24 protein-coding genes are annotated in these 21,591 nt (G+C 63.9%); 20 read left to right on the top strand and 4 right to left on the bottom strand.

Annotation, left to right across the window (positions count from 1 at the left end):
- Window positions 1-185: 185 nt before the first annotated feature.
- The 7 genes from gshB to DNK10_RS09130 all read left to right on the top strand — a co-directional run bounded on the left by gshB (window position 186) and on the right by DNK10_RS09130 (window position 6,065).
- Window positions 186-1,148: a glutathione synthase gene (gshB, locus tag DNK10_RS09160; protein WP_131191322.1), complete on the top strand. Its 963-nt coding sequence runs from the start codon at window positions 186-188 to the stop codon at window positions 1,146-1,148.
- A gap of 56 nt (window positions 1,149-1,204) precedes the next feature.
- Window positions 1,205-2,101 carry an energy transducer TonB gene (locus tag DNK10_RS09155; RefSeq protein ID WP_131180023.1) on the top strand — a complete coding sequence of 299 codons (897 nt, stop codon included), beginning with the start codon at window positions 1,205-1,207 and terminating at the stop codon, window positions 2,099-2,101.
- Between the two features lie 130 nt (window positions 2,102-2,231).
- The gene (locus DNK10_RS09150) at window positions 2,232-2,801 is read left to right on the top strand and encodes a YqgE/AlgH family protein (protein ID WP_131191321.1); all 570 of its coding nucleotides are present in this window, start codon (window positions 2,232-2,234) and stop codon (window positions 2,799-2,801) included.
- Complete coding sequence (gene ruvX, locus DNK10_RS09145; protein ID WP_042552456.1) at window positions 2,801-3,244, top strand: Holliday junction resolvase RuvX; 444 nt, start codon at window positions 2,801-2,803, stop codon at window positions 3,242-3,244. The genes DNK10_RS09150 and ruvX overlap by 1 nt, the downstream gene beginning before the upstream one ends.
- A 27-nt stretch (window positions 3,245-3,271) precedes the next feature.
- On the top strand, window positions 3,272-3,793 hold the full coding sequence (gene pyrR, locus DNK10_RS09140) for a bifunctional pyr operon transcriptional regulator/uracil phosphoribosyltransferase PyrR (protein ID WP_131180020.1): 522 nt from the start codon (window positions 3,272-3,274) through the stop codon (window positions 3,791-3,793).
- Complete coding sequence (locus tag DNK10_RS09135; RefSeq protein WP_131191320.1) at window positions 3,790-4,794, top strand: aspartate carbamoyltransferase catalytic subunit; 1,005 nt, start codon at window positions 3,790-3,792, stop codon at window positions 4,792-4,794. The genes pyrR and DNK10_RS09135 overlap by 4 nt, the downstream gene beginning before the upstream one ends.
- Complete coding sequence (locus tag DNK10_RS09130; protein WP_131191319.1) at window positions 4,794-6,065, top strand: dihydroorotase; 1,272 nt, start codon at window positions 4,794-4,796, stop codon at window positions 6,063-6,065. The genes DNK10_RS09135 and DNK10_RS09130 overlap by 1 nt, the downstream gene beginning before the upstream one ends.
- A gap of 202 nt (window positions 6,066-6,267) precedes the next feature.
- On the opposite strand, the gene DNK10_RS09125 is transcribed toward DNK10_RS09130, so the two are convergent.
- Entirely contained in the window at window positions 6,268-6,666 is a 399-nt protein-coding gene (locus DNK10_RS09125; RefSeq protein WP_131180017.1) for an NINE protein, read from the bottom strand.
- Window positions 6,667-6,804: 138 nt separating this feature from the next.
- Between DNK10_RS09125 and DNK10_RS09120 the strand changes: the two genes are divergently transcribed.
- Entirely contained in the window at window positions 6,805-8,016 is a 1,212-nt protein-coding gene (locus DNK10_RS09120) for a putative DNA modification/repair radical SAM protein (protein WP_131191318.1), read from the top strand.
- On the top strand, window positions 8,016-8,897 hold the full coding sequence (locus DNK10_RS09115) for a TIGR03915 family putative DNA repair protein (RefSeq protein ID WP_131191317.1): 882 nt from the start codon (window positions 8,016-8,018) through the stop codon (window positions 8,895-8,897). The genes DNK10_RS09120 and DNK10_RS09115 overlap by 1 nt, the downstream gene beginning before the upstream one ends.
- Here DNK10_RS09115 and DNK10_RS09110 read toward each other — a convergent pair.
- Both DNK10_RS09110 and DNK10_RS09105 read right to left on the bottom strand, forming a co-directional pair.
- On the bottom strand, window positions 8,863-10,008 hold the full coding sequence (locus DNK10_RS09110; RefSeq protein WP_131180014.1) for a PilT/PilU family type 4a pilus ATPase: 1,146 nt from the start codon (window positions 10,006-10,008) through the stop codon (window positions 8,863-8,865). The two genes, DNK10_RS09115 and DNK10_RS09110, sit on opposite strands and share 35 nt — an antisense overlap.
- Window positions 10,009-10,107: 99 nt before the next feature.
- Window positions 10,108-11,142 (bottom strand): type IV pilus twitching motility protein PilT, encoded by a 1,035-nt coding sequence (locus DNK10_RS09105; RefSeq protein WP_131180013.1) that lies wholly within the window; start codon window positions 11,140-11,142, stop codon window positions 10,108-10,110.
- A gap of 136 nt (window positions 11,143-11,278) precedes the next feature.
- On the opposite strand from DNK10_RS09105, the gene DNK10_RS09100 reads away from it, so the two are divergent.
- The 11 genes from DNK10_RS09100 (at window position 11,279) to DNK10_RS09050 (ending at window position 20,637) form a co-directional block, all read left to right on the top strand.
- Entirely contained in the window at window positions 11,279-11,965 is a 687-nt protein-coding gene (locus DNK10_RS09100) for a YggS family pyridoxal phosphate-dependent enzyme (RefSeq protein ID WP_131191316.1), read from the top strand.
- Window positions 11,966-12,002: 37 nt separating this feature from the next.
- On the top strand, window positions 12,003-12,821 hold the full coding sequence (gene proC, locus DNK10_RS09095) for a pyrroline-5-carboxylate reductase (protein ID WP_131191315.1): 819 nt from the start codon (window positions 12,003-12,005) through the stop codon (window positions 12,819-12,821).
- 11 nt (window positions 12,822-12,832) lie between these two features.
- Window positions 12,833-13,423, top strand: a complete 591-nt coding sequence (locus DNK10_RS09090) for a YggT family protein (RefSeq protein WP_131180010.1) — start codon at window positions 12,833-12,835, stop codon at window positions 13,421-13,423.
- A gap of 291 nt (window positions 13,424-13,714) precedes the next feature.
- The gene (locus tag DNK10_RS09085) at window positions 13,715-14,011 is read left to right on the top strand and encodes a DUF167 domain-containing protein (RefSeq protein ID WP_131180009.1); all 297 of its coding nucleotides are present in this window, start codon (window positions 13,715-13,717) and stop codon (window positions 14,009-14,011) included.
- Between the two features lie 108 nt (window positions 14,012-14,119).
- Complete coding sequence (locus DNK10_RS09080; RefSeq protein ID WP_131191314.1) at window positions 14,120-16,102, top strand: dynamin-like GTPase family protein; 1,983 nt, start codon at window positions 14,120-14,122, stop codon at window positions 16,100-16,102.
- A 139-nt stretch (window positions 16,103-16,241) separates the two neighbouring features.
- On the top strand, window positions 16,242-17,381 hold the full coding sequence (gene metX / locus DNK10_RS09075; protein ID WP_131180007.1) for a homoserine O-succinyltransferase MetX: 1,140 nt from the start codon (window positions 16,242-16,244) through the stop codon (window positions 17,379-17,381).
- 2 nt (window positions 17,382-17,383) lie between these two features.
- On the top strand, window positions 17,384-18,004 hold the full coding sequence (gene metW, locus DNK10_RS09070) for a methionine biosynthesis protein MetW (RefSeq protein ID WP_131180006.1): 621 nt from the start codon (window positions 17,384-17,386) through the stop codon (window positions 18,002-18,004).
- A 15-nt stretch (window positions 18,005-18,019) separates the two neighbouring features.
- Window positions 18,020-18,430, top strand: coding sequence for a DUF4426 domain-containing protein (locus DNK10_RS09065; protein ID WP_131191313.1), 411 nt, complete (start codon window positions 18,020-18,022; stop codon window positions 18,428-18,430).
- Window positions 18,427-19,020, top strand: coding sequence for an RdgB/HAM1 family non-canonical purine NTP pyrophosphatase (gene rdgB / locus DNK10_RS09060; protein ID WP_131191312.1), 594 nt, complete (start codon window positions 18,427-18,429; stop codon window positions 19,018-19,020). The genes DNK10_RS09065 and rdgB overlap by 4 nt, the downstream gene beginning before the upstream one ends.
- Window positions 19,021-19,119: 99 nt before the next feature.
- Window positions 19,120-20,259, top strand: coding sequence for a radical SAM family heme chaperone HemW (gene hemW / locus DNK10_RS09055; protein WP_131191311.1), 1,140 nt, complete (start codon window positions 19,120-19,122; stop codon window positions 20,257-20,259).
- Window positions 20,260-20,313: 54 nt separating this feature from the next.
- The gene (locus DNK10_RS09050; protein WP_131180002.1) at window positions 20,314-20,637 is read left to right on the top strand and encodes a DUF3392 domain-containing protein; all 324 of its coding nucleotides are present in this window, start codon (window positions 20,314-20,316) and stop codon (window positions 20,635-20,637) included.
- Window positions 20,638-20,897: 260 nt separating this feature from the next.
- Here DNK10_RS09050 and DNK10_RS09045 read toward each other — a convergent pair whose 3' ends face one another.
- A complete protein-coding gene (locus tag DNK10_RS09045) occupies window positions 20,898-21,581 on the bottom strand; it encodes a TSCPD domain-containing protein (protein WP_131191310.1) in 684 nt (227 codons plus the stop codon).
- Between the last annotated feature and the right edge of the window lie 10 nt (window positions 21,582-21,591).

Raw genomic sequence — 21,591 nt, 5'->3', positions numbered from 1 at the left:
AGTGTGCCGGAAGCCCTAAGATCAATGGGCCCGGCCCATCGCTGGGCCTTTTTAGCACACTCTCTTCATGCAAGCCATCGGCCCGGTTCCCCTTGACCACCGGCCCTGTCAGCGCCAACCTTGGCGCCCACCCCCGCTACCTTTGCGGCGTTTTTTTTGCTACCGCCCTTCACGGAGATACCTCAATGAGCGTTCGGCTCGGCATCGTCATGGATCCCATCGCGCAGATCGCCTACAAGAAGGACAGCTCGCTGGCCATGCTGTTGGCTGCCCAGGCTCGCGGCTGGAGCCTCTTCTATATGGAACAGAAGGATCTCTACCAAGCCGCTGGTGTTGCCCGGGGCCGCACGCGCGCCCTTCAGGTATTTGCCGATCCGCAGCGCTGGTTCGAGCTCGGCGAGGAGCAGGATCTGCCACTGGCCGAACTGGATGTGATCCTGATGCGCAAGGATCCGCCCTTCGATAACGAATTCGTCTACTCAACTTACCTGCTCGAGCAGGCCGAAGAAGCCGGCACACTGGTGGTCAACCGACCGCAAAGCCTGCGCGACTGCAACGAGAAACTCTTCGCCACCCGCTTTCCGACACTTACGCCGGAGACGATTGTCAGCCGAAGGTCTGACATTCTGCGTGATTTTGCGCGACAGCACCGTGACATCATTCTCAAACCCCTCGATGGCATGGGTGGTTCGATGATCTTTCGTCACCGCGAAGGCGACCCGAATCTTTCGGTGATCCTCGAAGTCCTCACTGCCCACGGCAGCCAGCAGATCATGGCGCAGCGCTACCTGCCAGCCATCCTCGACGGCGACAAGCGCATCCTGATGATCGACGGCGAGCCGGTGCCGTATTGCCTGGCACGCATTCCCGCCAGCGGCGAAACCCGCGGCAACCTGGCCGCCGGCGGCCGCGGCGAAGCCCGCCCGCTCACCGATCGGGATCGCGAGATCGCCGCTGCGGTCGGCCCCAGCCTGCGCGAACGCGGCCTGCTGTTCGTTGGCCTCGACGTGATCGGCGACCACCTCACCGAGATCAACGTCACCAGCCCTACCTGCATCCGCGAGATCGATTCGGCCTTCGATACGCGCATCGGCGAACAGTTGATGGACAAGATTGCCGAAAAGCTCAATGCGCGGAGTGCTTCATAGACTTTTCGCGGACGCCTCGGCAGACTGCGCGGCAATCCTGAACCGACAGAATCGCGATGAACGCAGCAACCACCCCACCCGATATCACGTCCTCCGGCGTTCGTCCGGCGGATCGCCTGGGGTTTACCCTGTTCCTCGCGGCGGCGCTGCATGCCGCGCTGATCCTCGGCCTGGGCTTCACGTTCGTCGAGCCCGGGCAGATCAGCAAAACCCTGGAAATCACCCTGTCCACCTTCAAGAGCGATGAAAAGCCCAAGGAGGCGGACTTCCTTGCCCAGGACAACCAGCAGGGCAGCGGCACCCTGGAAAAGAAGGCAGCGCCGACCACCACCGAACAGGCGCCGTTCCAGGACACCGAAGTGCGCAAGGTGACGCCAGCGGCCGCTCCGCCACCGCCCGCGGTCAAGCCGGAAGCGCCCAAGGCGGTCGTCACCAGCAAAGCGCCCCAGGCCCAGAAGGCGCCGGCCAAGCCCGAGGAAACCAAACCCACGCCACCGGCCCCCGCAGCACCCACCTTCGACAGCGCTCAGCTGTCCGCCGAGATCGCCAGCCTGGAAGCGGAGCTGGCCAATGAAGTGCAGCAGTACGCCAAAAGGCCGAAGATCCATCGCCTCAACGCCGCCTCGACCATGCGCGACAAGGGTGCCTGGTACAAGGACGAGTGGCGCAAGAAGGTCGAACGCATCGGCAACCTCAACTACCCGGACGATGCGCGACGCCGACAAATCTACGGTAGCCTGAGGCTGCTGGTATCGATCAACCGTGACGGCAGCCTGTACGAAGTACTGGTGCTGGAATCGTCTGGCGAGCAGGTGCTCGACCAGGCCGCCATGCGTATCGTCCGCCTGGCCGCGCCCTACGCGCCATTCGCCGGCGACCTGGCGGACATCGACCGCCTGGAAATCATCCGTACCTGGCGCTTCGAGCGCGGCGACCGCCTGTCGAGCAACTGAAGTGCCTCAAGCCTCAAGCCTCAAGCCTCAAGCCTCAAGAATTCGGCCGGTGAGGCGAGCGGACGATCAATCGCGTTTCGCTCTCACTTGCAGCTTGTAGCTTGAGCCTTGCAGCTTCAAACTAGCGTCCATGAAAGACGCTACCCCGAGCATCCTCAAACATCACTTTCTGATCGCCATGCCGCATATGGCCGATCCGAACTTCGCGCACACCGTAATCTATCTGATCGAGCATAACGATCAGGGCGCCATGGGGTTGGTTATCAACCGTCCCAACGGCTTGAACCTGGCCGATGTGCTCGAACAGTTGCGTCCCGACAGCGAGCCTTCCGTGCTCTGCCAGAGCCTGCCGATCTTCAGCGGTGGCCCGGTGCAGACGGATCGCGGCTTCGTGCTGCACCCCAGTGGTCCGCAGTTCCAGGCGACCCTCGACCTGGGCGACCTGGGTCTGTCAACCTCTCAGGATGTGCTGTTCGCCATCTCGCAAGGCGAAGGCCCGGCCCGACACCTGATCGCCCTCGGTTATGCCGGTTGGGGTGCCGGCCAACTGGAAGAAGAGCTGGCCGACAACGTCTGGCTGACCTGCCCGGCGGCTCAGGCGATCCTCTTCGAGACGCCATACGACCAGCGCCTTGGCGCCGCCGCCGCCCTGCTCGGCATCAACCTCAACCTGCTCACCGCCCAGGCGGGGCACGCCTGATGGCCGAGGCGAGCAGCAAACCGCTGCGCCTGCTGCTCGGTTTCGATTACGGCACCAAACAGATCGGCGTCGCCGTGGGCCAGCCCATCACCGGTTCTGCCCGCGAGCTGTGCATCCTCAAGGCACAGAACGGCGTGCCGGACTGGCAGAAGGTCGAAGCGCTGATCCGCGAGTGGCAGCCTGACGCCCTGGTCGTCGGCCTGCCGCTGAACATGGACGGTACGCCCAGCGACATGAGCGAGCGCGCGGAGAAGTTCGCCCGCCGCCTGAACGGCCGCTTCAACCTGCCGGTTTTCACCCACGACGAACGCCTGACCACCTACGCCGCCAAGGGCGAACGCCTGCAACAGGGCCAGACCGGCGGTTATCGCCAGCGCCCGGTAGACGCCCTGGCCGCCGCCTTGCTGTTGCAGGGCTGGCTGGAAGAAAACAGCCCGGGCTGACCCAGCCACGGCCACAAGGAGCTTTCGATGAGCCTACCCAACCCCGCCGAGCTGCTGCCGCAGATGGCGTCCTCGCTGATCAGCCACCTGAACCGGCGGCAGATCCTCACGCCGCGCTTCATCGGTATCCGCACCGGCGGCGTATGGGTCGCCCAGGCGCTGCTGGAGCAACTGGGCCGCGATGAGCCGCTGGGTATCCTCGACGTCTCCTTCTACCGCGACGACTTCACCCAGAACGGCCTGCACCCCCAGGTACAGCCCTCCGAGCTGCCGTTCGAGATCGAAGGCCAGCACCTGGTGCTGATCGACGACGTGCTGATGAGCGGGCGCACCATCCGCGCCGCCCTCAACGAATTGTTCGACTACGGCCGACCGGCCAGCGTGACCCTGGTCAGCTTGCTCGATCTGGATGCCCGCGAACTGCCGATCCGCCCGGATGTAGTCGGCGCGACCCTGTCGCTGGCGGCCGATCAGCGGGTAAAATTGTCCGGCCCCGCCCCCTTTACCCTCGAACTTCAGACGCTTTCCGACCAAGGCCGTCCGCAATGACCCCAATCGATGCCAAGCGCCCGCTGCAACTGAACGACCAAGGCCAATTGCGCCACTTCCTGTCCCTCGACGGCCTGCCCCGCGAGCTGCTGACGGAAATCCTCGATACCGCCGATTCCTTTCTCGAGGTCGGCGCCCGGGCGGTGAAGAAAGTCCCGCTACTGCGCGGCAAGACGGTGTGCAACGTGTTCTTCGAGAACTCCACGCGCACCCGCACCACCTTCGAACTGGCCGCCCAGCGCCTGTCGGCTGACGTGATCAGCCTGAACGTGTCGACCAGCTCGACCAGCAAGGGCGAGACGCTGTTCGACACCCTGCGCAACCTGGAAGCCATGGCCGCCGACATCTTCGTGGTGCGCCACGCCGATTCCGGCGCCGCGCATTTCATCGCCGAGCACGTGTGCCCCAACCTGGCGATCATCAACGGTGGCGACGGCCGCCATGCGCATCCGACCCAGGGCATGCTCGACATGCTCACCATCCGCCGCCACAAGGGCGGCTTCGAGAATCTCTCGGTGGCCATCGTCGGCGACATCCTGCATTCGCGGGTAGCACGCTCGAACATGCTCGCGCTGAAGACCCTCGGCTGCCCGGACATCCGCGTGATCGCACCGAAAACCCTGCTGCCCGTGGGGATCGAGCAATACGGCGTGAAGGTCTACAGCGACATGAGCGAAGGCCTCAAGGATGTCGATGTGGTGATCATGCTGCGTCTGCAGCGTGAGCGCATGACGGGCGGCCTGCTGCCCAGCGAAGGGGAATTCTATCGCCTGTTCGGCCTGACCGAGCAACGCCTCAGGCTGGCCAAGCCGGATGCCCTGGTCATGCATCCGGGGCCGATCAACCGCGGGGTCGAGATCGAGTCGGCCGTCGCCGACGGGCCGCAATCGGTGATCCTCAATCAGGTCACCTACGGCATCGCCATCCGCATGGCCGTGCTGTCCATGGCCATGAGCGGCCAGAACGCGCAACGACAACTCAACTCCGAGGAGCAGAACTGATGCGTACCCGTATCCTCGGCGCCCGCGTCATCGACCCGAACAGCGGTTTCGATCAGGTCGCGGATCTCTATGTGCAAGGCGGCAAGCTGAGCGCCATCGGCCAGGCGCCTGCGGGCTTCGAGGCCGATCAGACGCTGGATGCCCAGGGCCTCATCGCCGCGCCCGGCCTGGTCGACCTGTCCGTCGCCCTGCGCGAGCCCGGCTACAGCCGCAAAGGCAGCATCGCCAGTGAAACCCTGGCGGCCGCTGCCGGCGGTGTCACCAGCCTGTGCTGCCCACCCATCACCAAACCGGTGCTGGATACCTCGGCGGTTGCCGAGTTGATCCTCGACCGCGCCCGCGAGGCAGGCCATACCAAGGTGTTTCCCATCGGCGCCCTGAGCAAGGGGCTCGATGGCGAACAGCTTGCAGAGCTGGTCGCGCTGCGCGATGCCGGCTGCGTGGCGTTCGGCAACGGCCTGAACAACTTCCGCAACGCACGTACCCTGCGCCGCGCGCTTGAATACGCGGCGACCTTCGACCTCACGGTAATCATTCACTCCCAGGATCATGACCTCGCCGAAGGCGGCCTGGCTCACGAAGGCGCCACGGCCAGCTTCCTCGGCCTGTCGGGCATTCCGGAAACCGCCGAGACGGTGGCCCTGGCCCGTGATCTGCTGCTGGTCGAGCAGAGCGGCGTCCGTGCCCACTTCAGCCAGCTCACCAGCGCGCGTGGCGCACAATTGATCGCCGACGCGCAGGCGCGTGGCCTGCCGGTCACTGCCGACGTGGCGCTGTATCAGTTGATTCTCACCGATGAAGCCTTGATCGACTTCTCCAGCCTCTACCACGTGCAACCACCGCTGCGTACCCGCTTTGATCGCGACGGTCTGCGCGAAGCGGTGAAGAGCGGGGTGATCAGCGCCATCTCCAGCCATCACCAGCCCCACGAGCGCGACGCCAAGCTGGCGCCTTTCGGCGAGACCGAGCCCGGCATGAGTGGCGTTCAGTTGCTGCTGCCGCTGGCCATGACCCTGGTGCAGGACGGCCTGCTCGACCTGCCCACCCTGCTCGCTCGCCTCAGCAGCGGCCCGGCCCAGGCCCTGCGCCTGCCAGTTGGTCAACTGCAGGTCGGCGGCGCTGCGGATATCCTGCTCTTCGATCCCCAAGCCTCCACCGTGGCCGGCGAAACCTGGCACTCCAAGGGCCGCAACAGCCCCTTCCTCGGTCACTGCCTGCCAGGCCAGGTGCGCTACACGCTGGTCGATGGGCATATCAGTTACGAGGGCTGAGCCCCATGCGCCTGACGCCTGAGCCTACCGAGTCGCGATCACGAGCGACGGCTGCAAGGCGTTAGCGGACGTAGGGTGGATCGGGGCGCGTAGCTGACGATCTTTTCATCCACCAGCCCGTAGGATGGGTGAAACCCATCAATTTCCGATGGGTTTCACCCATCCTACGACCGTCCGCTTCCGCCTTGTAGCGCCCCCTGATCTAGCCCTCCCGCGCATTCTTGATCGATACCTGGTTATTCAGCGTCCAGAAATCGTAAAGCACGCCGACCAGAAACAGCCCGCCGGTAAACAGATACAGGATGCCGGTGATCCACTTGCCCTGGTACATGCGGTGCACACCGAAGATGCCGAGGAAGGTCAGCAGGATCCAGGCGATATTGAAATCGGTCTTGCCCGCGGTGAAACGCAGATCCGCTTCACGATCCATGGCCGGGATCAGGAACAGGTCGATGATCCAGCCAATGAACAGCAGACCCAGGGTAAAAAACCAGATGGTGCCGGTTACCGGCTTGCCGTAATAGAAACGGTGAGCGCCGAGAAAACCGAAAATCCATAACAGGTAGCCGATGATCTTGCTGTGAGTGTCAGGGCGCTGCATCGAGGCCTCCAGAGAAATGCTCCAAGTGCTTGGATCAATAACGACGCCACAGGTTTCCCAAAACAGCGACGAGACGATCTTGCATGCAAATCAGGCTTGCAGAATACTGTACATAAATACAGTTATCGAATCTTGCCCATGGAACTGATCGACAAGCTTACGGTACTCGCTGACGCCGCCAAATATGATGTTTCCTGCGCCAGCAGCGGCGCGCCCAAGCGCAGCTCCAAAGGCCAGAGCGGCATGGGCGCCACGGACGGCATGGGCATCTGTCACAGCTTCACGCCGGACGGGCGCTGTGTCGCCCTGCTGAAGGTGCTGCTGACCAACTTCTGTCTGTACGACTGCCAGTACTGCGTCAATCGCCGCTCCAGCGACGTACCCCGCGCGCGCTTCACACCCGAGGAAGTGGTCACGCTGACCCTGGATTTCTACCGGCGCAACTGCATCAGCGGGCTGTTTCTCAGTTCCGGCATCATCCGCTCGGCCGACTACACCATGGAGCAACTGGTACGGGTGGCCAAGCTGCTGCGCGAAGAACACGAGTTTCGCGGCTACATCCACCTCAAGACCATTCCTGATGCGTCGCCGGAACTGATCGCCGAGGCAGGCCGCTACGCCGACCGTCTCAGCGTCAATATCGAGCTGCCCACCGAAAGCAGCCTGATCCGCCTCGCGCCGGAGAAAAGCGTGGCGCCGATCAAACAGGCCATGGGCACCATTCGTGACGGCGTCGAGGAGGCGGACAGCGAAAAACGTGCGCCAGCCTTTGCCCCGGCCGGACAAAGCACGCAGATGATCGTCGGCGCCGACGCCACCGACGACAGCACCATCCTGCACACCGCCCAGTCGCTGTATGGCGATTTCCGCCTCAAGCGCGTCTACTACTCGGCGTTCAGTCCGATTCCACAGAGCCCCAAGAGCGTGCCCTTCGAGGCGCCGCCACTGCTGCGCGAGCACCGCTTGTACCAGGCGGACTTCCTGATGCGCGGTTACGGTTTCAAAGCCGCCGAACTGCTCGATGGCCCCGGCAACCTGGCCCTGGATATCGACCCCAAGCTGGCCTGGGCCCTGAACAACCGCCAGCACTTTCCCGTCGACCTGAATCGCGCCGACGTGACCCTGATCGCCCGCATCCCCGGCATCGGCGTGCTCAGCGCCCAGCGCCTGGTCGCCTTGCGTCGGCAGAAACGCATCCGTTTCGAGGATGTCGGCCGTCTGCGTTGTGCCCTGGAGAAAGCCAAACCTTTCATCGTCACCCAGGATTACCGCCCACTTCAGGCCACTCGCGAATCCTTGCTGCTGCGCCAGCAACTGAGCGAGGCGCCCCGGCAGATGGGGCTGTGGTGATGCACCAGGTTCGCTTCGATGGCAGCTTCGCTGGCTGGCGCGACGCCGCCCGTACGCAACTGCAGCGCGGCCTGGCACCGCACCAACTGAGCTGGGTGCAGGACAGCCAGGAAAATCAGGATCTGTTCGCTCAGCTGGGTGCGCCTCAACCGGCCGCGACCGCCGATCGCCCGGTACGCGTACCCCGTGTCCTGCTCGATCAGCTGGAAAGCGCCGCGCGCTTTCGCTGCGCTCAGCGCTGGGCGCTGCTGTACCGTATTCTCTGGCGCGTCGCCCAGGGCGATCAGGCCGCCATGCTGGCGGGTGATATCGATGGCAGCGAGCTGCATATGCGCCTCAAGGCGGTACGCCGGGAAGCCCATCACCTGCATGCGTTCCTGCGCTTCAAACCTCGGGATGCGGCTGCCGGAGGCCCGCAGCTGGTGGCCTGGCACGAGCCGGCGCACGACATCCTGGCCAGTGCCAGCATGCACTTCGCCGAGCGCCTGGGCCGGCAGACCTGGATGATCGCGACCCCCGACGATGGCGTGTATTGGGATGGCGATAACCTGCACTACGCCACCCCCTGCCCGCCTGAATGGCAGCAGCTGGCACAGGGCACCGATGATCGCAACGAAGCGATGTGGCTGGCGTATTACGGCAGCACCTTCAACCCGGCGCGGCTCAATCGCAGCGTGCTGGAAACCAATATGCCGGTACGCTTCTGGCGCAACCTGCCGGAAGGCCCGTTGATTCCAAGGCTGATGAGCCAGACCAGGGCAGGCGCCCAGGCCGACGGCCAGGCCCAGGCGGTGGCGACGAAAAGCGGCAAGCGCATTCAGCGCCCGCCGCTTCGCCAGGATGAGGTCAGAGCAAGCGCCGGCCCGGATCCTCGTCGGTGATTTCCAGAGCCAGGCCCTGGGACATGCTGGTCAGATGCTCGCCATCGGTTTCCGAGCCAAGCTTGATCATCAGGCGCAGGTCATTCGCCGAGTCGGCGTACAGCAAGGCGTCTTCGTAGGTGATCTCGCCCTGGCTGTAGAGGTTGTACAGCGCCTGGTCGAAGGTCTGCATGCCATGCTCGGTGGAGCGTTTCATCAGGCTCTTGAGCTCGTGCACCTCGCCCTTGCGAATCAGGTCGGCAGCCAGCGGGGTATTGATCAGCACCTCGATTACCGCGCGGCGACCCTTGCCGTCCGGCGTGGGGATCAGTTGCTGGGCGACGATGGCCTTGAGGTTCAGCGACAGATCCATCCACACCTGATTCTGCCGATCCGCCGGGAAGAAGTTGATGATCCGATCCAGCGCCTGGTTGGCGTTGTTGGCGTGCAGGGTGGCCAGGCACAGGTGGCCGGTTTCCGCGAAGGCCACGGCGTGATCCATGGTTTCGCGGGTTCGCACCTCACCGATCAGGATCACGTCCGGCGCCTGGCGCAGGGTGTTCTTCAGCGCCACCTCGAAGGAGTCGGTGTCGATGCCCACTTCACGCTGGGTAACGATGCAGCTCTGGTGCTGGTGGATGTACTCGATCGGGTCTTCGATGGAGATGATATGACCACTGCTGTTCTTGTTGCGGTAACCGATCATCGCCGCCAGCGAGGTGGATTTACCGGTACCCGTAGCGCCCACGAACAACACCAGACCGCGCTTGGTCAACGCCAGTTTCTTGAGGATCTCCGGCAGCTTGAGGTCATCCAGCGTCGGGATGTTGGTCTCGATACGGCGCAGCACCATGCCAGCCAGGTTGCGCTGGTAGAAGGCGCTGACGCGGAAGCGGCCGATACCCCGGGCACTGATGGCGAAATTGCACTCGTGGTTCTCGGCGAAATCCCGGCGTTGCTGCTCGGTCATCACCGCGTGCACGGTTTCGCGGGTCATCTCCGGCGATAGCGGGGTCTTGGTCACCGGCATGATCTTGCCGTTGACCTTCATCGACGGCGGCACGCCAGCGGTGATGAACAGATCGGAGCCGCCTTTTTCGACCATCAGGCGCAACAGTTTTTCAAATTCCATGGGTGCCTACCTACATGCGCTGGAGCGACGTTCAGCTACCAGGCGAGTGTTTCGCCGGTGACCAGGTGCACGGGCGATCGATGGATCGCCCGGCATGACTCAGAAGTTTTCAGGTGTCTTGGCCTTCTCTCGGGCACTTTCGCGGCTGACCAGTCCTTTGGAGACGAGCGTTTTCAGGCACGAATCCAGGGTTTGCATACCCAGTGCGCCGCCGGTCTGGATGGCCGAGTACATTTGCGCCACCTTGTCCTCACGGATCAGGTTACGAATCGCCGGAGTGCCGATCATGATTTCGTGGGCTGCCACGCGACCGCCGCCGATCTTCTTCAGCAGGGTCTGGGAAATGACCGCCTGCAACGACTCGGAAAGCATCGATCGCACCATGGACTTCTCCTCCGCGGGGAACACGTCGACCACACGGTCGATGGTCTTGGCCGCCGAGGTGGTGTGCAGGGTGCCGAACACCAGGTGACCGGTTTCCGCGGCGGTCAGCGCCAGGCGGATGGTTTCCAGGTCACGCATCTCGCCCACCAGGATGATGTCCGGGTCTTCCCGCAGCGCGGAGCGCAGGGCCTCGGAGAAGCCCAGGGTGTCGCGGTGCACCTCACGCTGGTTGATCAGGCACTTCTTCGATTCGTGAACGAATTCGATAGGGTCTTCGACGGTGAGAATGTGGTGGTACTTGTTGCTGTTGATGTAGTCGAGCATCGCCGCCAGAGTAGTCGACTTGCCCGAACCGGTCGGCCCGGTCACCAGCACCAGCCCGCGCGGCACGTCGGAGACCTTCTTGAAGATCTCGCCCATGCCCAGGTCTTCCATGCTCAGCACCTTGGAAGGAATGGTACGGAACACCGCACCGCTGCCACGGTTCTGGTTGAAGGCGTTGACCCGGAAGCGCGCCACGCCAGGCACTTCGAACGAAAAGTCGGTCTCGAGGAATTCCTCGAAATCCTTGCGCTGCTTGTCGTTCATGATGTCGTAGATCAACGCGTGCACCTGTTTGTGATCCAGGGCTGGCAAATTGATCCGGCGCACATCGCCGTCGACCCGAATCATCGGCGGCAGGCCTGCCGAGAGGTGCAGATCCGACGCGCCTTGCTTGGCGCTGAAGGCAAGCAGCTCGGTGATATCCATGGGACTCCCTAATGACGGTAGAATGCCGCGTAACTCAGGATAGGGGTCTTGGGGGATCGCCATACGGCTGCGTGAGCACGCCCTTTGGAGACCACCGTCAAGCCCGCAAGAAACGCTCAGGCGGCAGGCGCAGGTAATGTCCACGATAGTAGAGAATATTGCAAAGGTCGGTGTGCGTATCCGTGAGGCGGCGCAAGCCTCGCAGCGAGATTTCGCCACTATAGGCCTGTTGGCGGTGAGCAAGACCAAGCCTGCCGACGCCATCCGCGAGGCCCAGGCGGCCGGCCTGCATGATTTCGGCGAGAACTATCTGCAGGAAGCTCTCGACAAGCAGGTGCAGTTGGCCGACCTGCCGCTGACCTGGCATTTCATCGGTCCCATCCAATCGAACAAGACCCGTCCCATCGCCGAGCACTTCGCCTGGGTGCATTCGGTGGATCGTCTGAAGATCGCCGAACGCCTGAGCGACCAGCGCCCGCCCGAGCTGCAACCGCTGAACATCTGCCTGCAGGTCAATATCAGCGGCGAGGACAGCAAGTCCGGCTGCCAGCCCGACGAACTGGCGGCACTGGCACAGGCGGTTACACAACTGCCCAACCTGCGTTTGCGCGGATTGATGACAATTCCCGAGCCCACCGATGATGCCCGCGAGCAGCGTGCGGCATTCGCCCGCTTGCGCGCGCTGCGGGACGGCCTGAACCTCGATCTCGACACCCTGTCCATGGGCATGAGCCACGACCTGGAAGCGGCCATCGCCGAAGGCGCGACCTGGGTGCGCATCGGTACGGCGCTGTTCGGCGAACGTGACTACAGCAAGACCTGAATCACCCGATCTCGACTCTCTAGATAGGAACCTCACCATGACCACTCCCCGCATCGCCTTTATCGGTGCCGGCAACATGGCTGCCAGCCTGATCGGCGGCATGCTCGCCCAGGGGCTGCCGGCCAGCGCGATCCGCGCCAGCGACCGCGGCGCCGAGCAGCGCGAGAAGATCACCCGGGAACATGGCATCGACGTACTGGCCAGCAATGCCGAGGCCTGCCGCGATGCCGACGTGATCGTCCTGGCGGTCAAACCCCAGGTGATGAAGGACGTGTGCCTCGACCTGGCGCCGCACCTGCAGTCCGGTCAGTTGATCGTGTCCATCGCCGCCGGCATCACCAGCACCAGCCTGGAAAGCTGGCTCGGCCCGCGCGCCGTGGTGCGCTGCATGCCCAACACGCCGTCGCTGCTGCGCCTGGGCGCCAGCGGCCTGTATGCCAACGCGCGAGTCAGCGCCGAACAGCGCCAGCAGGCTGAACGACTGCTCAGCGCCGTCGGCCTGGCCGTGTGGCTGGACGAGGAAAAACTGATCGATGCGGTGACCGCCGTATCCGGCAGCGGCCCGGCCTATTTCTTCCTGCTGATCGAGGCGATGACCGCCAGCGGCGAAAAGCTCGGCCTGCCCCGCGAGGTCGCCGCCAAACTGACGTTGCAGACGGCCCTGGGCGCCGCGCAAATGGCGCTGAACAGCGATGTGGACGCCACCGAGCTGCGCCGCCGCGTGACCTCACCGGCTGGCACCACCGAAGCGGCCATCAAGACATTCCAGGCCGGCGGCTTCGAAGCGCTGGTCGAGCAGGCCGTCAAGGCCGCCGACCACCGCTCGGCCGAACTGGCCGAACAACTGGGTCAATAAGGAGACAATCAATGATCGGCCTGAACACCGCAGCCGTTTACATCCTGCAGACCATCGGCAGCTTCTACCTGCTGATCGTGCTGCTGCGCTTCATCCTGCAACTGGTACGAGCAGACTTCTACAACCCGCTCAGCCAGTTCATCGTGCGCGCCACCCATCCGCTGCTCAAACCGCTGCGCCGCATAATCCCCAGCCTCGGCGGCCTCGACCTGGCGTCGCTGGTGCTGGCGCTGATCGTGCAGTTCGTGCTCATGGCGCTGACCCTGATGCTGATGGGCGTGGGCGTCGGCGATCCGCTGCTGATTCTGGTCTGGTCGATCATTGGCGTTACCGCCCTGCTGCTCAAGGTGTTCTTCTTCGCCCTGATCATCAGCGTGATCCTCTCCTGGGTCGCCCAGGGCAGCCACAACCCCGCCGCCCTGCTGGTCAATCAGATCTGCGAACCACTGCTGATGCCGATCCGCCGCATCCTGCCCAACCTCGGTGGCCTGGATCTGTCGCCCATCGTGGCGTTCCTGATCCTCAACCTGATCGACATGCTGGTAATCCGCAACCTAGCAGTCAGCACCGGCATGTTCAGCGGCCTGAGCCTGGCGATCTGAGCCTATTCACGATCTAGCGAGCCAGAGTCAAGGGTTGCCTGACAGACCGCTACAAGGCAGAAGCAGTAGGATGGGTGCAACCCATCGGCAATTGATGGGTTGCACCCATCCTACGGGCTGACAGACCGCTACAAGGCGATAGCGGCCGTTCGTAGGGTGGACGACGCTTCACCCGTCCACCGCTCTGCAATCGCGATGGTGGATGAAAAGAGCGTCATCCACCCTACGGCTGCTACCGCCTTGATACGTCTGCATGCGACGCGCGGAAGATAGTGAACAGGTTCTAAGCCCATGGGTTTCCATCGCTGGGACGGCGACGCGCTGATCCTCGACTGTCATCTTCAGCCCAAGGCGAGCAACGATGCCTTCGCCGGGCTGCACGGTGAGCGCCTGAAAATCCGCCTCACCGCCCCGCCGGTGGACGGCAAGGCCAATGCGCACCTGCTGGCCTTCCTGGCCGATGCCTTCGGCGTCGCCAAGAGCCAGGTCACCCTGGAAAGCGGCCAGCAGAGCCGCCAGAAGCGTGTGCGCATCCAGGCTCCCAAGCGGCTGCCAACCGAGCTCGATCTGACCGTTCGCCCCACCTGAGCGACCATCAGTACCATCGCCACGCGCGCCCCATTGACGCCGACGCCACCCTTCGCATAATGCTCTGCAGCCCGCATCGTCGCCCGATGCCCTGTCAGGGAATCCCCCATGAGCATGGAACGCCTCAGTGAACAGGTAGATGCCTACGTCGCCTGGAAGCGCGAACTGGTTCTCGAGATCACCCGCTACCGCAGTTGGCTGGCCCACAACCGGCTGAGCAGTGAAGGCGTCGAAGCGCGCCTGGAACGGGCACTGCGCCTGCTGCGCACCGACCACATCACCCTGGCCTTCGTCGGCGAGTTTTCCCGCGGCAAGACCGAGCTGATCAACAGCCTGTTCTTCTCCGAATACGGCCAGCGCATGCTGCCCTCCCAGGCCGGGCGCACCACCATGTGCCCCACGGAAATCCTTTTCGATCCAGGCGCCGAACGCCCCTACATCCGCCTGCTGCCGATCGAGACGCGCATCGCCGAGGCCAGCGTGGCGCAGTTCAAACGCACGCCCCGCCATTGGGTGAATATCCCGTTGGACACCAGCGACCCGGACAACATGGCCAAGGCCTTCGCCCAGGTGGCGGCCAGCAAGACCATGGCGGTGGAGAAAGCCATCGGCCTGGGGTTTCACCCGGACAACCTGGAGTCCACCGACACGTCCGGCCAGGTGTTGGTGCCGGCCTGGCGCCATGCCATCGTCAGCTTCGATCACCCGCTGCTGCGCCAGGGCCTGCGCATCCTCGACACGCCGGGCCTGAACGCCCTGGGTTGCGAGCCGGAACTGACCCTGTCGATGCTACCCAACGCCCAGGCGATCATCTTTCTGCTGTCCGCCGACACCGGGGTCACCGCCAGCGACCTGGACATCTGGCAACAGCACATCCAGCCCCTCGACGAAGAAACCCAGAGCTGCCTGTTCGCCGTGCTGAACAAGATCGATGTGCTCTGGGACGACCTTGCCGGCGATGCCTTCGTCGCCACCGCCATCGAGCGGGTGCGTATGCAGGCAGCCTGCCACCTGGGCATCGACAGCGAAGACATTTTGCCGCTCTCGGCCAAGCAGGCGCTGCTCGCCAAGGTGCGCAAGGATTCTGCATTGCTCGCCCGCAGCCAGATGGCCAGCCTGGAGTCGCTGCTCTGCGAGCGCATCGTGGCGCAGAAGGAACGCCTGCTCGAAGAGCGCGTGGTACACCAGGTGCTGACCATGCTCAACAACAGCCAGCACGTGCTCGGCCTGCGCCTGAGCAAGGTCAACGAACAGCTGGAGCTGCTCGACGAACGCCGCCAGGACAACGGACAGATGCTGCTGGAGCTGACCGCCCGTACCAAGGAAGACCACAGCGTGCATCACAAGCGCCTGGTTGCCCTGAAAACCAACCAGCGCCTGATGCGCAACCAGGGCGAACGCCTGAAGGCCGCAGCGAAGCCAGAGAAACTCGACGTTCACCTCAACCTGCTACGCCGCCAGCTCAACGGCAGTTGGACGACGTTGGGCATCAATCAGTCCATCCTGCAGTTCTTCACCGCCGTCGAGGACGACCTGCACAGCCTGTCTCACGATGCCGAAATGGCTAACCGCATGGTCGACGCCATCTACCGCCGGCACAATGAAGAGAATCCGCTGCAGGCCGTCGACGCGCCGAGCTTCGAGCTGGCACGCTATATACGCGAGCTGCGCCATCTGCAGAAAAAGGCCGACCGCTTCCGCCTGCGTCTCAAGACCCTGCTGACCGAGCAACGCAGCCTCAGCCGGCGCTTCTTCGCCACCCTGGTGCAGGAAGTCATCGGCATGCACCGCCGCCTGCGCCGTGACGCCGAGCAGTGGGCCGACGAAGCCCTGATGCCGCTGATGCAGCACACCCTGGAGCACAAGCAGTTACTGGAAGGCCACATGCTGCGCCTCAAGACCCTGGCACAGGACACCCAGCACGGCCGCCAACGCCGCCAGCAACTGGCGCAGTATGGCGAGGAGCTGAAACAGCAACTGGCTCAGGCCAGCGACATGCTGCGCAGCATGCGCCGCCCCGCGCCGATCCAGCGTCAGGGCAAGGTGGTGGCGCTGTCCGCCATGCCGCGCCCGCAAGGCAACGCAGACTAGGCAGTAACTCGCGCTCAGCAAGAATCGCCACATAACGCGATGCCCGGGCATCGCGGCGTGCGCTTTCCTTGCCGCTGACCAGCGCGCTCTTTAGACTGCTGCACTTTCCTACGTACCTTTCATTATCCGAGCAGGATCGATGCCGACTGTTTTTCCTCAAGACTCCGTTGGCCTGGTCACGCCGCAGATCGCCCATTTCGCCGAGCCCCTGGCCCTGGCCTGCGGGCGCAGCCTGGCCGACTACCAACTGACCTACGAAACCTATGGTGAGCTGAATGCCAGCGCCAGCAATGCGGTGCTGATCTGCCACGCGCTGTCCGGCCACCATCACGCCGCCGGTTACCACAGCGTGGACGACCGCAAGCCGGGCTGGTGGGATAGCTGCATCGGCCCCGGCAAGCCGCTGGACACCAACCGCTTCTTCGTCGTCAGCCTCAATAACCTGGGCGGCTGCAACGGCTCGACCGGCCCGTCCGACATCAACCCGGCGACCGGCAAGCCCTTCGGCGCCGACTTCCCGGTGATGACCGTGGAAGACTGGGTCAACAGCCAGGCACGTCTGGCCGATCTGCTGGGCATCCAGCAATGGGCCGCGGTGGTCGGCGGCAGCCTTGGCGGCATGCAGGCCATGCAGTGGACGATCAGCTACCCGGAGCGCGTGCGGCACTGCCTGGCCATCGCCTCGGCACCCAAGCTCTCGGCGCAGAACATCGCCTTCAACGAGGTCGCCCGGCAGGCCATCCTCACCGACCCGGAATTCCACGGCGGGCACTTCCAGGATCAGGGCGTGATCCCCAAGCGCGGCCTGATGCTGGCGCGCATGGTCGGCCACATCACCTACCTGTCCGATGACGCCATGGGCGAGAAATTCGGCCGCGGCCTGAAGAACGAGAAGCTCAACTACGACTTCCACAGCGTGGAATTCCAGGTCGAGAGCTACCTGCGCTATCAGGGCGAGGAGTTCTCCGGGCGTTTCGATGCCAACACCTATCTGCTGATGACCAAGGCGCTGGACTATTTCGACCCGGCCGCCGAGCACGATGGCGACCTGGCCAAGACCCTTGGCCAGGTCAAGGCGGACTTCTGCGTGATCTCGTTCACCACCGACTGGCGCTTCTCGCCGGCACGCTCGCGAGAAATCGTCGATGCCCTGCTCGCCGCACGCAAGAACGTCTGTTACCTGGAAATCGACGCGCCCCAGGGCCACGATGCCTTCCTCATGCCGATTCCGCGCTACCTGCAGGGCTTCGGCAGCTACATGAAACGGATCGAGGTGTAAGCATGCGAGCCGACCTAGAGATCATCCAGGAATGGATTCCCGCCGGTAGCCGCGTCCTCGACCTTGGTTGCGGCGATGGCGAGTTGCTGGCCTGGCTGAGCGCCAACAAGCAGGTCAGCGGTTATGGCCTGGAAATCGACCCGGAAAAGATCGCCCAGTGCATCGTCAAGGGGGTCAACGTCATCGAGCAGAACCTCGACGAAGGCCTCGGCAACTTCGCCAGCGACAGCTTCGACGTGGTGGTCATGACCCAGTCGCTGCAGGCGCTGCATTTCCCCGACAAGGTACTGGCGGAGATGCTGCGCGTCGGCAAGACCTGCATCATCACCTTCCCCAACTTCGGCCACTGGCGCTGCCGCTGGTACCTGGCCAGCAAAGGCCGCATGCCGGTGTCGGACTTCCTGCCCTACACCTGGTACAACACGCCGAACATCCACTTCTGCACCTTCGAGGACTTCGAGCGCCTGTGCCATCAGCAGAGCGCCCGGGTACTCGAGCGCCTGGCGGTCGACCATGAACACCGGCATGGCTGGGCCAGCCGCGCCTGGCCCAACCTGTTGGGCGAGATCGGCATCTACCGCATCAGCGGGCACAATGCGCGCGACGTGCGCATCGCCAACTGAGCAGCGGAGCCGCCCATGCGCATCCTGCTGATCGCTCTGTGCCTGAGCCTGAGCCTGAGCCTGCCGGCCAGCGCCGCCGAGCGGATGCAGCGCCTGGGCGATCTCGAGGTGCACTACAGCGCCTTCAACGCCAGCTACCTGCAGCCACAGATCGCCCGGGCCAGTGGCCTGGTGCGCAGCGGCCAGCAGGGCGTGCTGAACGTCAGCGTGCTGCGGGCGGGCAAATCCAGCCCGGCCAGGGTCAGCGGTGAAGTGAAGAGCGTGCTTGGCCACGGCCAGACACTGACGCTCATCGAGCAGCGCGAGGGCGAATTCGTCTCGTACCTGGCGCAGTTTCCCATCACCTCGCGCGAGGTGCTGCTGTTCAACCTGCAGGTGAACGGCCAGCGCCTGGACTTCAACCAGGAACTCTTTCCGGAGCCATGATGCCTTTCCCAGAACTCGTCCTCGCCAGCCACAACGCCGGCAAACTCAAGGAACTCCAGGCCATGCTCGGCGACAGCGTACGCCTGCGCTCGATCGGTGAATTCAGCCAGGTGGAGCCGGAAGAAACCGGCCTGTCGTTCGTCGAGAACGCCATCCTCAAGGCACGCAATGCCTCGCGCCTGTCCGGCCTGCCAGCCCTGGCCGACGACTCCGGCCTGGCGGTCGACCATCTGGGCGGCGCACCGGGCATCTACTCCGCCCGCTACGCCGATGGCCTGGGGGATGCCGCCAACAACGCCAAACTGCTGGCCGCGCTCAAGGACGTGCCGGACGCCGAGCGCAGCGCCCAGTTCGTCTGCTGCCTGGCCCTGGTGCGGCACGCCGACGATCCACTGCCGATCCTCTGCGAAGGCTTGTGGCACGGCAGCATCCTGCATGAAGCCCGTGGCGAACATGGCTTCGGCTACGACCCGCTGTTCTGGGTCGAAGAACGCCAGTGCTCCAGCGCCGAGCTGTCACCCACGGACAAGAACAGCCTCAGCCACCGCGCCATTGCCATGCGTATGCTCAAGCAGCGCCTGGGCTTGTAACGGCGTCGCCCGAGGGGCGTTTCGTCCGCGAACATTGGAGCTTTGCCCAAGTCGTGCCACGATAGCGCCCCGCAATCACCCTGCCGTGACCCAACGCCTGTGTTCCAGCTGCCCCCCCTGGCCCTGTACGTCCATATCCCCTGGTGCGTGCGCAAGTGCCCCTACTGCGACTTCAACTCCCACGCCGCCGGCCCCAACCTGCCGGAAGAGGCCTACGTCGACGCCCTGCTCGCCGATCTCGACAGCGACCTGCAGCAGGCTCATGGCCGCCCGCTGACCTCGATCTTCTTCGGCGGCGGCACGCCAAGCCTGTTCTCCGCGAAGGCCCTTGGTCGTCTGCTGGAAGGCGTGGAGCGGCGCATCCCGTTCGCCAGCGACATCGAAATCACCCTCGAAGCCAATCCGGGAACCTTCGAACAGGACAAGTTCGCCGCCTACCGACGCCTGGGCATCAATCGGCTGTCGATCGGCGTGCAGAGCTTCCAGGCAGAAAAACTCAAGGCCCTGGGGCGCATCCATGATGGCGATGAAGCGATCCGCGCCGCCGACATGGCCCGTGCTGCCGGTTTCGATAACTTCAACCTGGATCTGATGCACGGCCTCCCGGATCAGTCCCTAGACGACGCGCTGGGCGATCTGCGCATCGCCATCGCCCAGGCACCCACGCACCTGTCCTGGTATCAGTTGACGGTGGAGCCGAACACGGTGTTCTGGAACCAGCCGCCGGTGCTGCCGGAAGACGACACCCTGTGGGACATTCAGGAAGCCGGCCAGGCCCTGCTCGCCGAACATGGCTACGGCCAGTACGAAGTCTCGGCCTATGCCCAGCCCGGCCGCGCCGCTCGCCATAACCTGAATTACTGGACGTTCGGCGACTTCATCGGCATTGGTGCCGGCGCCCACGGCAAGCTGAGCACACCAGACGGTCGCATCAGCCGCACCTGGAAAACCCGCCTGCCCAAGGACTACCTCGACCCTGCCAAGCACTACAGTGCTGGCGAGCGCCTCCTCAGCGCCGAGGAGCTGCCGTTCGAGCTCCTGATGAACGTACTGCGCCTGAGCGATGGCTGCGCCGCCGAACTGTTCAGCCAACGAACCGGCCTGCCGCTGCAGCAACTGGCCGTAGCGCGCGAGCAAGCGGAACGCCGCGGCCTGCTGCAAAAGGATCCGGCTCGCCTCACGGCGACCCGCGAGGGCCAGTTGTTTCTCAATGACCTGCTGCAGTATTTTCTGCCGTAAGCGTCGAGCGAGGGCGCACCCGGCGCCGGCCCTCTCAACTCACAAGGAGCCCCTATGGATTTGCTGCTGGATATGATCGCTACCGTTTCGCGCTGGAGCCGCGGTCACCTCTACGAGATATCCCTGGCACTGATGGCCACCCTGCTCGTGCTGTTCGGCCCTGGCATCAATGCCTGGGTGCAACGCAGCATCAGCGGCCTCAACTTCATTCTGCGCACGCTGATCTTCGTGCTGGTCTGCGCAATCGGCTACGGCCTGGTGATGGTCTACCTCACGCCTCTGCTGGCCCAGGGCCTCGGCCACTTCAACAATTACACCCTGGCGCCGGTGCTGCTCCTGGTGTTCTTCCTGATCGGCGTGCTGGCGGATCGCAGCTGAAAGCCGCCGAGGCATCAGCAGGGATGTCCCAGTCGATCACATCGACATCGTGATCCTGATGGACACCCAGCACCGTAGGGCGGATCGGGGCGCGCAGCCTAGCCGAAGGCGTAATCCGCCGAACGAACCCGACACCTACGCGGATACCAAACACAACGACGCTCTTTGCTACAGACGTTGATCCGCTCTACTGCGTTGCCGGATCGTATCGCACCGCCGGGTTGCCCGGTAGCGCCCCTTGCCACGGCTGCAGGCGGCTATTATCCGCACTTGCTGTCCCCGCAGTTCAGGCAGGTCAGGCAACCGTCCAGTTGCACCAGCGCCATGGTGTGGCACTTGCCACACAGCGCGGCGCCCGGCGGGTAGCCGGTGTCCGCCGGGCTGGCGGTGCTCGCCTTGAATTCCGCCTTCTTCTGCTCGATGAAGGCCTTCTGGTGCTCGTCGAGGCGCTCGGAGTCGATCAGGCCGATCTTGCGCAGGTGGATTTCGATCACATCGCCGATCTCGGCGACCAGGGAAGGCATGAACTTGCCGCCCTTCTTGAAATAGCCGCCCTTGGGATCGAACACCGCCTTGAGTTCCTCGGCGAGGAAGGTGCAATCGCCACCCTTGCGGAACACCGCCGAGGCGATGCGCGTAAGGGCGACGATCCACTGGAAGTGATCCATGTTCTTCGAGTTGATGAAGATCTCGAACGGATGACGCTGCTCATGCTCGGTGCCCTGGTTGAGCACGATGTCGTTGATGGTGACGTACAGCGCATGCTCGGACAGCGGCGTCTTGATCTTGTAGGTCGAGCCTTCCAGCGCCTCGGGGCGCAGGACCTTCTCGTGCATCAGCTCGATTTCCTGCGGCGCCGGGCCGGTATCGGCGGTGACCTGTTCCGGCTTGACCACTTCGTAGCCGACGATCTTGCTGTCGATGCGGATTGTCTTGTTGCTCATCGGCACGTCC

Origin of the sequence: Phytopseudomonas daroniae (genome assembly GCF_004327275.1) — a bacterium.
Taxonomy (GTDB): Bacteria; Pseudomonadota; Gammaproteobacteria; order Pseudomonadales; family Pseudomonadaceae; genus Aquipseudomonas; species Aquipseudomonas daroniae.
The sequence above is the reverse complement of the archived record's forward strand: the minus strand, read 5'-3'. Positions and strand labels throughout refer to the sequence as shown.

Excerpts from the sequence above, each read along its gene's own strand:
- gshB (WP_131191322.1), top strand. The coding sequence starts at position 186 with ATGAGCGTTCGGCTCGGCATCGTCATGGATCCCATCGCGCAGATCGCC.
- DNK10_RS09155 (WP_131180023.1), top strand. The coding sequence starts at position 1,205 with ATGAACGCAGCAACCACCCCACCCGATATCACGTCCTCCGGCGTTCGT.
- DNK10_RS09150 (WP_131191321.1), top strand. The coding sequence starts at position 2,232 with ATGAAAGACGCTACCCCGAGCATCCTCAAACATCACTTTCTGATCGCC.
- ruvX (WP_042552456.1), top strand. The coding sequence starts at position 2,801 with ATGGCCGAGGCGAGCAGCAAACCGCTGCGCCTGCTGCTCGGTTTCGAT.
- pyrR (WP_131180020.1), top strand. The coding sequence starts at position 3,272 with ATGAGCCTACCCAACCCCGCCGAGCTGCTGCCGCAGATGGCGTCCTCG.
- DNK10_RS09135 (WP_131191320.1), top strand. The coding sequence starts at position 3,790 with ATGACCCCAATCGATGCCAAGCGCCCGCTGCAACTGAACGACCAAGGC.
- DNK10_RS09130 (WP_131191319.1), top strand. The coding sequence starts at position 4,794 with ATGCGTACCCGTATCCTCGGCGCCCGCGTCATCGACCCGAACAGCGGT.
- DNK10_RS09125 (WP_131180017.1), bottom strand. The coding sequence starts at position 6,666 with ATGCAGCGCCCTGACACTCACAGCAAGATCATCGGCTACCTGTTATGG.
- DNK10_RS09120 (WP_131191318.1), top strand. The coding sequence starts at position 6,805 with ATGGAACTGATCGACAAGCTTACGGTACTCGCTGACGCCGCCAAATAT.
- DNK10_RS09115 (WP_131191317.1), top strand. The coding sequence starts at position 8,016 with ATGCACCAGGTTCGCTTCGATGGCAGCTTCGCTGGCTGGCGCGACGCC.
- DNK10_RS09110 (WP_131180014.1), bottom strand. The coding sequence starts at position 10,008 with ATGGAATTTGAAAAACTGTTGCGCCTGATGGTCGAAAAAGGCGGCTCC.
- DNK10_RS09105 (WP_131180013.1), bottom strand. The coding sequence starts at position 11,142 with ATGGATATCACCGAGCTGCTTGCCTTCAGCGCCAAGCAAGGCGCGTCG.
- DNK10_RS09100 (WP_131191316.1), top strand. The coding sequence starts at position 11,279 with ATGTCCACGATAGTAGAGAATATTGCAAAGGTCGGTGTGCGTATCCGT.
- proC (WP_131191315.1), top strand. The coding sequence starts at position 12,003 with ATGACCACTCCCCGCATCGCCTTTATCGGTGCCGGCAACATGGCTGCC.
- DNK10_RS09090 (WP_131180010.1), top strand. The coding sequence starts at position 12,833 with ATGATCGGCCTGAACACCGCAGCCGTTTACATCCTGCAGACCATCGGC.
- DNK10_RS09085 (WP_131180009.1), top strand. The coding sequence starts at position 13,715 with ATGGGTTTCCATCGCTGGGACGGCGACGCGCTGATCCTCGACTGTCAT.
- DNK10_RS09080 (WP_131191314.1), top strand. The coding sequence starts at position 14,120 with ATGAGCATGGAACGCCTCAGTGAACAGGTAGATGCCTACGTCGCCTGG.
- metX (WP_131180007.1), top strand. The coding sequence starts at position 16,242 with ATGCCGACTGTTTTTCCTCAAGACTCCGTTGGCCTGGTCACGCCGCAG.
- metW (WP_131180006.1), top strand. The coding sequence starts at position 17,384 with ATGCGAGCCGACCTAGAGATCATCCAGGAATGGATTCCCGCCGGTAGC.
- DNK10_RS09065 (WP_131191313.1), top strand. The coding sequence starts at position 18,020 with ATGCGCATCCTGCTGATCGCTCTGTGCCTGAGCCTGAGCCTGAGCCTG.
- rdgB (WP_131191312.1), top strand. The coding sequence starts at position 18,427 with ATGATGCCTTTCCCAGAACTCGTCCTCGCCAGCCACAACGCCGGCAAA.
- DNK10_RS09050 (WP_131180002.1), top strand. The coding sequence starts at position 20,314 with ATGGATTTGCTGCTGGATATGATCGCTACCGTTTCGCGCTGGAGCCGC.
- DNK10_RS09045 (WP_131191310.1), bottom strand. The coding sequence starts at position 21,581 with ATGAGCAACAAGACAATCCGCATCGACAGCAAGATCGTCGGCTACGAA.